This window comes from Edaphobacter sp. FHG110511_03 (assembly GCF_059115365.1).
On sequence record NZ_JBZYWL010000007.1, the window covers coordinates 121343 to 135967 of the forward strand.

Below are 14625 nucleotides of genomic sequence, written 5' to 3' on the forward strand. Positions count from 1 at the left end.
ACGGAAATTTCAGTCTTCAATGTGCGTCGTAAAAAAGTGCAACGGATAGGAAGCTCGACGCCAGAACTTTAAGTTACTTCGGCGCTCCTCCCTACTCTTTCGGAGAGACGCGCAGAAGATTGCGTTAGAAGATGAATCTAGCGTGCAGCTGAATCTGCCGCGGATCAAAACTGTTGACATTGAGCGTACCGTAGTTAGTGTTGTCGCCTAGTCCTGGAATCTGGCCACCCGAAGGATTATTCCTCAGAATTGTGTTACCGAGATTACCTGTAGCGTTGTTGCCGGAGTTATTCCACTGAGCATTGTTGAGAACGTTGGTTGCTTCCCCAGAGATCTCGATGCGGTAGCGCTCGTAGATGGGGAAGGCACGACGCAGGCTGAGATCGACGTTGTAGCGAGCCAACCCGCGGATATCTCCACTGGTCTGCGGTTGATTTCCGATCCAGTAGATATCCTGCAATAAGTTTCCGTTTGCGCCGGTTACCGTCCGGCCCGAAAACGCGCAGGCGTTGTACTTCAGCAATTGGAAGTTGCCTGGGGTAACCGTCTTGCCGCAGGGAAGCGTAACTGTAGTCTTGCCATCGTAGCGGCGCTGCAACGCCTTAGGCACCTGGACGTCTACACCGGATATACGATCTACCCTCGAGGTGAGCGCACCATTGGTCATGCTGACGACCACAGGCATACCACCTTGCATGCTGATGACCGATCCAACGCTCCAGCCGCCGAGAGCGAAACGCCCGATCGGGTTCTCCAGGGCATGCTTACCATTCTTTCCGAACGGAGAGGTGTAGACAACGGTTGCGACAAATCGATGAGGTACGTCCGCCAGGCCGTAGTTGCGGTTGCGCCGATTGTCGATGAGGTCGGGTGTGCCAACCGTACCGCCAGAGTTGACTCCCTGTCCGTCCTCGATGGGTGTCGTTACGTAATCCAACTCTTTGCTCCAGGTGTAGTTCAGGCGCAGATTGAGGCCCGTAGTGAAAGAGTGCGACAGACTGGCCTGAAGCGAGTTGTAGCTTCCGTAGCCGCGCGATCCATCGAGTGTTGCGCCCCAAAGCAGAGGATATGGCATCTGCGGAATCTGTTGCTGGATGGTACGGGCAGACAATCCGCCTTGGAAGGGGATGAGCGCGCCGCCGGTCTGGTATGGGTTTGCCACCTGAGTGGTTGCGGGATTAATTCCATTGCTAGCGATGTACTGGGAATGCCACGTACCCAGTACAGAAGAATCGACACTCTGTAGAGTCTGGAATGGCTGGCTACGGGTTGTGAGGTTGTCAGAGAAAGAGGCACTCCAGCCGAGAGACATGATCCATTGCTGCCCCTTGCCGAAGGCCTGCTCGACAAACACGTTTGCTTGCTGGGCGACCTGGTTCTTCAGGTGTCTGTCAAAATAGGTCGTCTGCGTCCCGTAGAGCTGGGGTGCCGCCTGGTTCGCCCCGACCGCCGCTACAAGGGGAGCCGGATCACTAAGACGTGTGACCGGAACCCCGTTCGGCGCACTGCCATAAGGGAGAGCCTGGTTGCCTGCGGCAAACGGCGCACCGCCGTAATCGTTGGAACTAGAGAAATATCCGCTGTTGGTGGGCAGATAAGTGATACCGAAGCCACCACGAACAACCGTTCCTGGATAGGCCTGCCAAGCGAAACCTACGCGCGGCTGGAAGTCGTGGTACTCGGTATCCCAGAGATTTCGGCCGTAGCCATTAGCCCCAGGAAAGGCGAAAACACCCTGCGACCCGAAGGGATTGCTCTTCGTAAGATCAATGGCGGTCATGCGGTTGTACCGCTCGGTTATGCCGGGTTGCACGTCCCAGCGCAGGCCAAGGTTGAGCGTGAGGTTGGCCTTTACCTTCCAGTCGTTCTGTGAGTAGACGGCGAAGTATTTCGCTGAGTAGGCTGGCTTCAGGTTTGCTCCGGGACGGACGAACCAGACTCCTTGCCCGAGCAGCATCGCCGCCGCATTGATTCCACGTTGTGAGGCGGTCGCGTTGCTGGACGCCACAGAACCGCCGGAGGCATTGACGAACTGGAACGAGTAGTTGCCACCCGGATCAGCGGCGCAGCAACCGCCGATGTTTGCCGAGCCCTCTTCGAAGTCGGTGAAGTTGGCCAGCATGACGCGATACTCCGCGCCGGCCTTATAAGTCCAGTTGCCTGCCACCTTGGTGAGGCTGCCATTGATCGCATGTGCAATCTGACTCTCACGCTTGTTAGCGAATTGTCCCGAAGAGAGACCAGTCCAGTTACTTGCGCCGCCCGATCCGCCGGTAAACCCATTTGGATTTACCACGGGAGCTGAGCCCATCACGGCGAAGAGAGCCTGGGTCGCCGGAGCGATACCGAATTCATTGTATTGCGTGAAGCCCGACTGATTGCCGGCCAGGTTATAAGTGCTGATCCTGGTAACACCATAGCGAACGTCAACATACAGAGTCGGCTTCAGCACGATCGTGTCTCCGAGCTGGGCGTAGTAGTTATTGTCCTTTGTCACGGTGGGAGCGTCGTTGAAGGGCGCAGTACCGAAGGCCCGTGGCTGCGTGATCGTGCCGAAGTCATAACCGCCACTGGAATAGATGGAGTGTTTGCCCAACTTGTAATCAATGCGGCTATTCAAAGTCTGCTTGCGCACAGAGTTGACGGTGTAGGAGAAGTAGTTGTTGGTGTTGTACACGTCCTGCGGTGCCCGGTTCGGCAACGGATAGAAACTATACATCAGAAGCGCCGAGGGATTCGGATTCGGAATCCTCGCGCCGGGGATAAGGGCCCTCTGATAGAGGTCATTCCCAAGCTTGGTTACATTGTATGGATCGTAGATCTGCGCCGGAACGGGTCTGCCATTGTCGTTGATGAAGGTCTGGCTGAAATCGCCCACGCGCTCAAGCGCAGTCGGGACCGTCGACAGATTGTTTACCCCAGTGTCGTAGCGCTGGTAATGAAAGCTCGAGGAAAAGAACAGCTTGTCGCGAACGATTGGCCCGGAGAGCGCGCCGCCCAAGTCGTGGACCTTGAATGCCGGTCTGCGTAGTCCCTGTAACTTGTTGCCCGGTGAATTTGCGTTGAGGGCCTCATTGCGCATCATGTACGAGGCCTGGCCGTGAAACATGTTTCCACCCGACTTGGTGTTAATTGCCATCACCGACATGCCGCGTCCGTAGTCGGCGGTGAAATTATTGCTGATAACGCGAACTTCCTGGATACCTTCCTGGTTGGGAACCACCGCCGCTTCGTTGAATCCAAAGCCGGTGTTAGGAAGACCGTCGACCTGAATGTCATTCTCGAAGGCACGCCCACCATTAACGCCGATGGAGGAATACTGGGCGCGGCCAGCTACGCCGATGCCGAAGGAGTTCAGGTTCTGGCTGCTCGAAGTCTGGGCGCGAGGCTGAACACCATTCTGGAGGGTGGCGAAATACAGAGGGTTCTGGGTAATGTTGGGAATCGCGTCGATCACCTCGGCGCTGACCGCCGCCGCAATCGTGCTGCTCTCCGTTTGCAACTGAATGCCTGAGGCCTGGACCTCGACCCGTTCAGTCGCCGTTCCAACGCTCAATGTCCCGTCGACCTTTACGGTCTGAGAGGCAGCAAGCTGTACGCCGGTTGCGGAAAACTTCTGAAATCCCGTCTTGGAGATGGTAACGGTATAGGTCCCCGCCGCCAGATACGGGATGGTGAATTGTCCGGTCTGCGTGGTCTTGCCCCTGTACTCGACGTTGGTCGCTTCATCTCTGGCAATAACATCGGCCTCGGAGACGACAGCCCCAGTCACATCGGTGATTGTGCCGGTGATGCTACCGGAGCGAACTTGAGCATATACCGCCTGTGTGAACCAGATCATAAGGACTGCCCAAAGGGTCCAATATCTTTTCCAGTTGAGGTTCATTTGTAATTGCCTCCTTGAGCCGCGGCGCATTTGCTGCCCAAATGGTTACGTTGCATATTACGCAATTTACCTTGCGTTATTAGGTGAAGCGAAATCCTAGCAATCCCGATCGACGGACGTCAAGAAATTGTTTTGCTAAAGATCACATTTTTTGGGGGACGAAAGTCCTCGTCGCACCTCTTGTCCAAACTGGCAGACAAACCGTTACTCTTTGTAGGGCACGCGTCAGCGAAGATTGAGACGTTTCAAAAAGAAAGAGGCGATGATGTCATTCGCTTCCGCGGTTTCAGGCAGGCCCGCTTCATACCAGAACCCGTGATTCAACGCCTCGAAGATGACCATCTGCGCGTCGACGCCGGCGCGCAGGAATGCCCGATGCAGAACGGTCGTGGAACTCATCATCATGTCTCGCGTGCTGCTAAGGAAAAGTGTCGGAGGCATCCCGCTCAGATCTGCATAGAGAGGCGATAAGGCCGGATCGCGAGGATTCGTTGTCCCTACATAGTCTGCAAGAAACTGTCGCGATGGATCTGGAGGAATGAGACTTCCTGCCACTCCCGTAACGGTGTAGATAGCCTGCGTATCTCCGGTTGTAGAAAAATCTCCTGTCGTCGAAAAGATGCCGAGCGCCGCGGGCATAGGGAGTCCCAGCAGCTTGAGCTTCACGGCCATTTCGCCTGTGAGAATCGCTCCTGCGGAAGCTCCGTAGACAATGATATGGTTCGACCTGTAGGACTTGAGCAACTCTCTATAGACTGTCACAGCATCGTCGACTGCAGCCGGAAATGGATGCTCCGGGGCAAGACGGTAAAGCACCGAGATGACTTTGATATGTGTAAGTGAAGCGATCGGGATTGCCTCCGTCAGCGAACCTGAGTCGGTGGTGAAGCCGCCTCCATGAAGATTAATGAGGACGCAATCCTTCCTGTCGTTGGGGATAACAGTCACAGGTGTGATCAACCGAACCGGGATTCCGGCGATGGAGCTCTCTTCGATGTGTGACGGGTAGAGCGCGAGGTAGGCCTGGGTATCTGTGTGGTGATATGCATCGGTGCGTCTGCGTTTTGCTTGCATTGTTTCGTCGGCAGGTGGATCGACAATTTTTTTAGCTAATGATTTCTGCGCCTCCGCGCTCACCGTGTGCGGCAGAGGCACGACGCGCGACAGATGGGCCGTCCCATCGGGGTCGAGGACACTCTGATCTGGTGAGGCAGTCGATGTCGGTTGTTGCGACAGTGTGTATGGCACGGCGCTCGGGATCAGTAGAGAAAGTGTGGCTAGAAAGAAGAAATTGATACGCATTGCATCCGTTTCCCTTTTGAGAGATTAAGAAGTGGCCGCTACGAACTCTTCACGGCGCGGTTGGAGGCGGCAATAATCCGGAGGCCTTCGCCTTCGGGATCGTCTTTGACCTTGCATGGAGAGTCGAAGATCATCGTTGATCGCAACCGGGAGTCATATCGCGGCCAATGGGGTAGACCACTGTGGTTCGGATTGCCGGTGCGTGCAAAGGCCACCCATGCGCCGCCCATCTGCCGCGAGAGAGACAGCGCTTGCGGCCTCCCAGCGCTATAGTGATCGCACAGCATGGCGTTATCGAACGCAAACGAGATCTCGCAGGCATGGAACGTACCGACGCGATCCTCGAGGACAGGAGTGCGCCAGGCGAAGATGTACGAATACGCAGGCGCTCGTCCGAGAGCAGCCTTTCGCGCTGCCTGCTCAACCGATGGCAGGCGCAGGCGCGAGGCTGCGATGGCTGCAAAGATGTCGAACGGTGCAGCCTTGGGATACTCTCGTCGATACGCCGCGATGATGCCCGGGGCTTCGGTACCGAAGCTCTCACGCACACTCTGCTGCATCTGCTCTTCGGTCATCGAGCGGGCGTCCGGATGATCGAGCCCGCTGATGAACTCGTTCAGATTGGTGCCGGTAATGAGCGGAACATCGGCAGAGATCTCGGGCGCAGCAGGATCGAAGGGATGGACGGGAAGGATGCGGCCGTCCACGGTGGGGGCCCAGCCAGTCATGCCGAAGCCATCGCGTAGTGAAGGTGGCCGCTTCGGCATCTTCCGCATGACCTCGACGGAAGCTGCAGAGAGACGGCGCGGGTCTACGGTTTGTAGCTCGCGCGGGTTTGTCTTCGGGATGTTGAGTTCAGCCAAAACCCTCTCGGCGACCTCGTTCGAATAATCGGGAGTGAGCATCCTGAGGAAGGGGCCGCTTTGCACGATGGCGCGCTGAAAGAGCCCCTTGGCCGCAGGCATGGCCATGAGCGCGACGACCTTGCCTCCTCCTCCGGACTGGCCAAAGATCATCACAGTGCCCGGATCGCCGCCGAAGGTCGCGATGTTATCCCGCACCCATTCGAGCACGGCGACAAGGTCCAGCAGGCCGACGTTGGCGGAATCCGCGAACTCCTCCTGACCGAGGCCGGAGAGATTCAGGTAGCCGAAGGTGTTGAGCCGATGATTATGGTTCACTACCACCGCGTCATGATTGCGGGCCAGACTCTCCCCTTCGTACGAGAGCAGATCATGTCCGCACCCGTTCGCAAAGCCGCCGCCGTGCATATAGACCATCACAGGGCGCTTATGCTGGCGGTTGCGCGGGTTAATCTCAGGCGTCCACAGATTGAGACGAAGACAGTCCTCGCCTGGAATCATTACCGCCGATCCGCGATGAAGCAGAAAAGCATCTTCGTCTGCGGAGGCAAGATTCTTGTAGTCCGTCTGGAGGAACAGCAGATCCTGCATGTAGGACACGGGACCGTAATGCAGAGCGTTGCGGATGCCGGTCCACGGCTCTGGCTTTGCAGGAGCCATAAAGCGATTACGCCCCGCCGTAGAGTCTCCATACGGAATCCCCTTGAAGACGTAAACGCCGTTGTGCCGGAATCCACGCACCTTTCCCGCGCTGGTCTCGGCAACCGTAGAACTATCCGAAACGGTCGCAGGACGTGAAGTCTTCGTAGCTGGTGCCTGCGGAGAAGCATGGGCACGAGACGCAGCGAACCCTACCGCGCCTGCGATGCCTCCAAGAAATTCTCGTCTCCCCAACAGGTTCTTCTCCTGGTCAGGAGATGGAGTCTGGTCTTGCGAGTTCATGCGTGCGATCTCCATTTGCCAGGTTGTGCCGTGGCTACTTCTTTTGAGCGGCTGCGGTGTGTCGTGAAGTTCCCCAGTAGATGAAGGTTCCAAATCGTGTGGACGTCACAACGTCAATCGCTCCGTCATGATTCAGATCGACGGCAAGTACATCCGACCCGACACCACTGTGCGTATCGATCAGCTGAGGAAGCAGCTCTGCCCCGCCTGGGGCCTGACGGTTCCGAACTGTCTTGTACCAGTAGAGGACCGGTGCTCCTCGAGGATTGGGATCGAGATTGGTGTCGAGATGCGAGAAGTAACGCTTGCCGGCGATAAAATCCGGGATCCCATCTCCATCGATATCCGCGAACGATGTGCCGTGCAGCTCCGAGAATGTAACTCCCCCGGCGTTCTTGGTCGAAAAATCGTCCATGACCATGCGCTCTGTGAAGCTGATCTTGCCCGCGGCGTCCTTCTTCTGCTCGTACCAGGCAAGCCCCCAGCCATGCGCGTTGAGAGAAGTCACAACGTCGTTGAGTCCATCCCCATTAACGTCATAGACAGCCATGACGCTACCCCCCATCATCCCTCGGCCGAAGTGAGCGAAGGCGGCGGGATGATAGGTCCACGGACCTGAGTCCGCTCCTGCCGCAGGCTGCTCCCACCAGCCATACGGATCCACAATATCGATGCGTCCATCGCCGTTGATGTCACCAGCGCCGATACCATGCCCCGCGCCATAGCCGCTCTCGGAGATATCATGCACAACCCATTTCTCCGTCGGCTTTGCAGGATCGGGCTTTGCGTAGCGGACGCGTCCATCACCGGAGTAGACCAGCTCCGGCTTTCCATCGCCATCGATGTCGCGCAGAATCGCGATCTCACTCTGAACCCCGGTGCCCACCGTATATTTCTGCCAGCGACGCTTCTCGCCCTTCGGGTTGATGTAGAGCTGCATGCTGGGACCACCGCCGAACATCACCGTAAGAACATCAGGCCAACCATCGCCGTTGAAGTCGGCGGCGAATTCTGTCGTCGAATCGGTCGCAAACTCGGTTGTCGGATTGGAGGCCAATGCGTAATAGATCTCGCGCGACTTCTTGTAATCGGGACCGTAGTAGATGTATGGCCCGGAGATGACATCGAGCACACCGTCGTGGTTGAAATCGGCAGCGGCCGTTCCCCACGAGTAGTAAAAATCGCTCAGCCTCTGCTTGCGAAAGTGCGCCCCCACCTTCTCGTCATCGCGCACCTTCAGAGACATGTCCATATAAGCTGTGCCGCGAAAATGGACTGAGCCTTTGCCGCCGGCATACAACGCCACAGGGCCATAGCCGCCATCCTCGCCTACAAAACCCTGTTGGTGGCCGTTGTTGAGAAATGATCGGACTGTGTTGGTGTCAAAAAAGATCTCCGCCGAATTCCACTCATGAAGCCGAAGCGAGGTGTCGGCCGGTTTCAGAGGGAGCTCAACGCTTGGTCTCTGTGGCCTCGCCCTGTTCTCCCCCTGTGACTGCGAGGGAGGAGGCGGGGGGGTCACGCGAGCCAGCAGGCCGCCTCGCGGCAGCTTGTCCTTCTTCACGATCTTTCCGCTGGAATCAATCGTTACCGCATAGGTGTTCAGCACCGAATCGTCAAGCGAGACATAAACCCCTTTTATACCGCCATCAGGAGTCTTCTCCGCGCGCAGCAGCACTCCGGTCTCGCAGCCTTCCTCGCAACGGAATTCTGTGTAGAAGCTGATGTCCTGATAGGAATCGTCCAGCACCAGCCAGCCGCCGCCGCTATCGGTCGGCTTTCCCATGATCGTGCCCGCATCGGCGCTCCAGCTCGCATTGCCGAACGTGTGCCAGCCTTTCGTCGTGGATCCGGTAAACCGGGCATCGGGCGTGAAAGAAGGTCCAGATGCAAACGCCATCTCAGCGGCAAGCAGTACGATCAGCGGAACCAGACTCTTTCTCATCCACACTCCCTCGAGCACACTTCGGCTCGGCTCGACGCCCTTGCATGATTGCACAATAAGCAACCTGCTGTGCTTATTAAGCGACCCAACTATAAGACAGTGATATGCAATCGTCAACCATCCTCGCTAATTCCCCCAAGGCGGCCGAAGATAACACCGTATTCCAAAATAAACCGGGCAGACCATGAGGTCTGCCCGTTCTCCGTTTTTGTCCTCTTCAGAAGGAGAATCGTCCTCCGATCTGAAGATTACGCGGCTGGTTGCTGCTGGTGATTTTGCCGAATGTGCCTGATGTGATCGATCCATCCGGAGTGCCCAGGTTGCGGTTGTTGAACACATTGAATGCTTCGAAGCGAAGCTCGAAGACGGCCTTCTCTCCAAACTTCTGCTTCCGGTTCAAGCTCATGTCCCAGTTGCCATACATCGGTCCGCGGAGATTCGGCTCATTGCGGTTTCCGTTGCCGGTGGTATACGCCGCCGGAATCGCATAGGCCGTCGTATCGAACCAGTTATCCGGGTTCTGTCCGCTCTTGAGATGTGCATCGTGAACCCTGTTGGCCACCGCTCCAATACCGGGCAGGTTGGTGTTGTTCGGCACGGTAATGACGACGGGGGTACCCGACCCGTAAGTCATGATGCCCGCCCACTGCCAGTTGCCAACCATGTAGCTCGCCGGTCCATGTCCGAGCACGCGATGACCTTGTCCGAAGGGAAGCTGGTAGATGTAATTCACCACCAGGTAGTTCGGACGGTCGTACTCCGCGACAGCACGGGAGAGACTCAGGTTTGTAGGATCGATGATCGAGCCTCCGCGTCCCGCATACCGCTCCGGGATAGTGTTGATCCCCTTGCTGAGCGTGTAAGAGGCCTGAAGGTACAGACCATGCGCATCGTCACGATGCTGCAGTTGAAGCGTGAAGGCGTCGTAGTATGAGTCGCCCACCGGATCGTGATACCAGCTCACCCCGGTGTACTGCGGGAATGGACGAAGCAGCTGGCTGTAGGCCACTGTCGGCGCTCCAAGCGATCCCTGCAGCTTTCCTGCATACGGATTTGCCACCTGCTGCGTTAGCTTCGATCCGAGGCTGAGCGCACTCAGCGGAGCGGAGTTGCGATCCAGGTTGTACCAGAGATGCTCTCCACGCGACCCTGCATAGGCAGCCGTCAGCACGGTATTTCTGGTGAGTGTGCGCTGAATGCTCAGGTTCCAGTCCTGATGGTTCGGCAGCGTCCCGGGACGGAATGGAGCTCCGATTCCCTGGCCCACCAGCGAGCTTGCAGGAGCGGGGTAAGGAAGATAACCGGCCGAGAATGGATTGGAGAGGCTTGCTCCCGCAGGTGGTGTGTTCGGTGCAGGTGGAGGAGGCCCGGTAAAGACGTTCGTGCTTACCTGGAACCCTGTACCGGCGACGTTGCCGCCGCTGTTCGTAACCCAGAAGATGCCATAGCCTCCACGAATGGCCGTATTGTCGCCGAGCTTGTAGGCAAAGCCCAGGCGCGGTGCAAAGTTCGTGTAGACCGTATCGTTCTCGTTGCGGGGATTTCCATTCACTCCCGCATACTGCACGATGCCCGGCAATCCGATCACCGGATCAGGCGTGGTCGGGTCGAACCATGTCAGCTTGTTGTAACGATCTGTCCATCCCGTCAGAACGTCATAGCGAAGTCCGAGGTTGAGGGTGAGGTCGTTCGTGACCTTGTAGTCGTCATTGATATATCCGTCTATGTTCTTTTGCGATGCCGTAGAGGACGCATCTCGCGTTGTGTAGCCGCCATCAGGAGCGCCCAGAAGGAACGTCGCGAAACCCCATCCGGCATTGGAGGTTGCGCTCGCTGGATCAGGTCCCTGCGTATAACCGCGGCCGAAGGTAAAGTAGCCGGCCGGGTTCAGAGGACGGAACTGGTTGAAGTACACAAAGCGATAGTCGAATCCGGCCTTGACCGTATGCGGACCCTTCACCCAGGTAAGGTGAGCCTGCCCCTGATTGCTGCCCTCCGTATCGGAGTCGACCGCCGAGTTTGCAAGTCCAAGGTTGCTCTGATCGCCAATCTGGAACTGAGGGAACACTTTGCTCGTCGTCTGCGAGACGAAGGAATCCGGAAAGCCCAGGCTCGACACATCGAATCCCTGGCTCGGCACCAGCGTTCCGAAGAAGGTATGGACGAAGTTGCCACGGAACTCGATCAGCAGGTTCGGGCGAATCGTCCAGGTATCGCTCACCGTGCCGGTCCATGCGGTGTTGGTCGCTCCTCCTGGGCTTCCGTTTGTGTCTGTCTGAGGGAATGCAATATTAATCAGAGGCGTAACAGCGCTGTACGCATGACGCCCAACGGTGACGAACGCTTTGTGGCTGCTGCCGAAGTTCTGATCTACGCGCGCCAGGAAGGTATTCTGCTTCGTCGTTCTTGTTGGAGTTGATTGGAAGTTGTCGTAGATGCCCTGCACGCCCTGCGTGTTCGGCAGAGGATAGTACTTCAGCACGTTCTGGACGATCGGATTGGTGATGCGGCTGGCCGGAATAATATTTCCCTGGAACGGCTGCCTCGTCCACGTATTCGTCGTACCCGGAACCAACGATGTGGTGCTCGGATCATAGAGAGTGATCTGTTTTCCGCTTTGATCCACCAGCCCGGAGAAGTCTCCGGTTCGCATCGCCGCCGTCGGAACGCTTGCCGTAATCAACGAGGGCGTACTCTGCGGGTCCCACTCGAGGTTCGTGAAGAAGAAGGTCTTGTTGCGGCCGTCGTAGAGCCGGGAGATGCTTAGGGGACCGCCGATGCTGAAGCCGTAGTTGTTCTCGCGGTACGTGCTTCTCTTCTGGCCCACGTGGTTGGGATACCAACCGTTGGCATTGAAGACCGTGTTCCGCACATACTCGTAGGCGCTGCCGTGATACGTATTGGTTCCCGCCTCAGAGGCTGCAGTGACCACGCCGCCGCCCGACATTCCATACTCGGACGAATAGTTGTTCGTAATCAGCTTCAGCTCGCCGACCGACTCCAATGGAGGAGTATAGGCAAGATCGCCCGAAGAGCTGTTCACCTGCGTGGCGCCGTCCAGCAGTACATTGCTCGTGTTGGCCATGCCGCCGTTTATCTGCGCCTGGATTCCGGCGTTGTTGTAGACAGGGAGCACGCCGGGCTGTAGCGCCAGAAGGTTATAGGGATTTCTTCCCAACTGGGGAAGCTCGATGATCTGGTCACGCGATGCGGTTCCGCCCAACTCGGAGTTCTCCGTCTCCAGCTGAATCGAGTTCGCCTGGACGATCACACTCTGGGTGACGCCTCCAACCTTCAGGATCAGGTTCACGCTGGTGGAGAGGTTCACCGTGATGCGGACATTCGCGACCGTCGAGATCGAGAATCCGCTCGCCTCCGCGGTCACGTTATAGGTGCCTGGATTGAGATACGGGATCGTATAGTAGCCGTCGGCGCCCGAGACCGTGGAGCTGGAGACATTCGTGGCAACGTTCGTCGCCTTCACGCCGGCTCCGGCGACGACCGCCCCGCTCGAATCCCTGATTATGCCAGTGATCGTTCCCTGCTCCGCCTGGCCAAAAGCCTTAGGGGCAACTCCGCCGAAATATATAGCCAGCAAAAAGAGGATCGAGCAAATCCACGCCATCGTTCCTGCAACCGGTCGCAATTTGATCGGTAAAGATGGCTCTCCCTCTGTAAAAGATCTGGTTCCCATAGTGCCTCCGCAAATCTTGCATTAATTCGTTCTTCTCAGCCCTTTTTTCAGGCACATAAAACTTATTTGGAGACAAGTAGGTTTTTGCAAGGTTAGAGGAGGCTGTAACGGAATATTAAAGTCAATATGGATCAATGGTTTACGAAGTGAATCCAGTAAAAACGGTAGCTACCACGTATCAACCTGACAGAGCAGGCCATCGGGAGCAAACCCACGCCACAGCAGATACTTAAGGCTGTTTACGGCAACCCGTCTCAAAACGGCTGCAAAAAGAACAGCAAACATGCCCTTCCACCCTTCGCTACATAATCACTCTCAACCCAGAACTCTCATGGCATGACAATCGCCATCTCTTGCCTCCACATCGACCAAGCCCGGCGGCAAACATGCATTGCTCTTCTATTTCACTGAAAATAATAACGATATAAGAATAGGTTCAACTTCGACTAACAGGTAGCTACGTCACCGTCTTACAAGCCTGCCCTTTCTTTACCCGAAACAGGCCCTTGGAAACCCGGTGCTAGAATTTCTTTTCCGGCACTTTCATGTCTTCTTCACGACAGAGCAACCCTCATAACGTCGAATTTGCAAAGATCGCCGAGACAGAAGAAGATCTGGCTCTCCTCAAGCAGCACGTAAAGGACATCGTCGAAGGCGCCGCCTTCAAAGGAAGCCATCGCAGCGGGCAGTTTCTCCAATACATCATCGATCAGGGCATCGCCGGGCACTTCGACTCTCTCAAGGAGCGCGTCATCGGGGTCGAACTCTTCGGGCGTTCTCCAACCTATGACACTGGCGAGGATGCGATCGTCCGGGTCACAGCGAGCGACGTCCGAAAACGCTTGCTGCAGCACTATGGCCGTTACGGAACCGAGTCTCCGTTCCGCATCAGTCTTCCCCTCGGTTCCTATATCCCGGAGATTGTTCGCGACACAAAACCCGACCCCGGTCTGGACCAGGCACCATCAACTCTGATCGAAATTGCACTTCCATCCTCAAACGGACTTGCAGTCATCGCCAAGCCAGAGCCTCAGGCGCGTGGGAGCTCGTCCACAACCGAGCCCCAATCCGCCGCTTCTATGGAAGAACAGCCGGTTCGTCGACCAGCCCGCCGGTGGCTCTATCTCGCGCTCGCGTTGGCCATCCTTAATATAGGAGTGTGGATCTTCTTCTGGGCCCGGTATATCCACCACTCGCAGGCTGCTCGCCGAGTTCTTCCCTGGTCGGCCCTCCTGGGCTCCCCGCGCCCTCTGCAGCTCATCACCAGTGACCCCGATATCGCGGAGATTCAGGGATATACAGGTCAGGTCATCACTATCTCGGACTACGCGAATCACAACTACATTCCTCACCCGGAGCAGCTGACGCCCGAGACAAACCAACTCAGCCGCATCCTTCTGGGGGGAAACAAGGCGGCGCTGGTCGACACTCCAATCGCCGTCGGAGTTACGGAACTCGCACAAGCCAGTTCGCGCCGTGTGGAGGTTCATTCGGCAAGAAGCATCCAGCTCTCGAACCTCCAGACCGACGACAACTTCGTCCTCCTCGGAAGCCCGCGTTCGAACCCGTGGACGGCGCTCTTCAGCGACCAGATGAGCTTCCGTTTTTTTTACGACAAGGCCTCCGCGCAGGAGATCGTCCTCAACGCGCATCCGGGACCACACGAAAAATCTCAATATGTTCCGACCGCCCTGGGATGGGCCACCGGACAGTCATATGCCATCATCGCAATGGTTCGCAATCCGGACCAGAACGGCAACGTTCTCCTTCTGGGCGGAGCCAACGCCGAAGGAACCGAGGCCGCAGGAAAGCTCGTAACCGATGTGCCCCGCATGACCGCAGCCCTCAAGACGTGTGGTATCTCCGCTGGAGGACCGGTACGTCACTTCGAGCTTCTGCTGCGGTTGAACATGATGGCAGGCTCCCCAACAAACGTAAACGTGGAAGCCTGCCACGTCCTGCCCGAAACCGACGAACACTAATTGCTGAATTA

At 56.8% G+C, this 14625-nt stretch carries 6 protein-coding genes; 1 reads left to right on the forward strand and 5 read right to left on the reverse strand.

What is annotated here, in order from left to right; all coding sequences use genetic code 11:
* Nucleotides 1-124: 124 nt before the first annotated feature.
* The 5 genes from AC5S26_RS25180 to AC5S26_RS25200 all read right to left on the reverse strand — a co-directional run bounded on the left by AC5S26_RS25180 (nucleotide 125) and on the right by AC5S26_RS25200 (nucleotide 12563).
* Nucleotides 125-3841 carry a TonB-dependent receptor gene (locus AC5S26_RS25180; protein WP_494187715.1) on the reverse strand — a complete coding sequence of 1239 codons (3717 nt, stop codon included), beginning with the start codon at nucleotides 3839-3841 and terminating at the stop codon, nucleotides 125-127.
* Between the two features lie 270 nt (nucleotides 3842-4111).
* Nucleotides 4112-5188 carry a GTSAG motif subfamily hormone-sensitive lipase gene (locus tag AC5S26_RS25185; RefSeq protein ID WP_494187716.1) on the reverse strand — a complete coding sequence of 359 codons (1077 nt, stop codon included), beginning with the start codon at nucleotides 5186-5188 and terminating at the stop codon, nucleotides 4112-4114.
* A gap of 38 nt (nucleotides 5189-5226) precedes the next feature.
* Nucleotides 5227-6993: a carboxylesterase/lipase family protein gene (locus AC5S26_RS25190; RefSeq protein ID WP_494187717.1), complete on the reverse strand. Its 1767-nt coding sequence runs from the start codon at nucleotides 6991-6993 to the stop codon at nucleotides 5227-5229.
* A 34-nt stretch (nucleotides 6994-7027) separates the two neighbouring features.
* On the reverse strand, nucleotides 7028-8938 hold the full coding sequence (locus AC5S26_RS25195) for an FG-GAP-like repeat-containing protein (RefSeq protein ID WP_494187718.1): 1911 nt from the start codon (nucleotides 8936-8938) through the stop codon (nucleotides 7028-7030).
* A gap of 217 nt (nucleotides 8939-9155) precedes the next feature.
* On the reverse strand, nucleotides 9156-12563 hold the full coding sequence (locus AC5S26_RS25200) for an outer membrane beta-barrel protein (RefSeq protein ID WP_494187719.1): 3408 nt from the start codon (nucleotides 12561-12563) through the stop codon (nucleotides 9156-9158).
* A gap of 614 nt (nucleotides 12564-13177) precedes the next feature.
* On the opposite strand from AC5S26_RS25200, the gene AC5S26_RS25205 reads away from it, so the two are divergent.
* A complete protein-coding gene (locus AC5S26_RS25205; RefSeq protein WP_494187720.1) occupies nucleotides 13178-14614 on the forward strand; it encodes a hypothetical protein in 1437 nt (478 codons plus the stop codon).
* The last annotated feature ends 11 nt before the right edge of the window (nucleotides 14615-14625 follow it).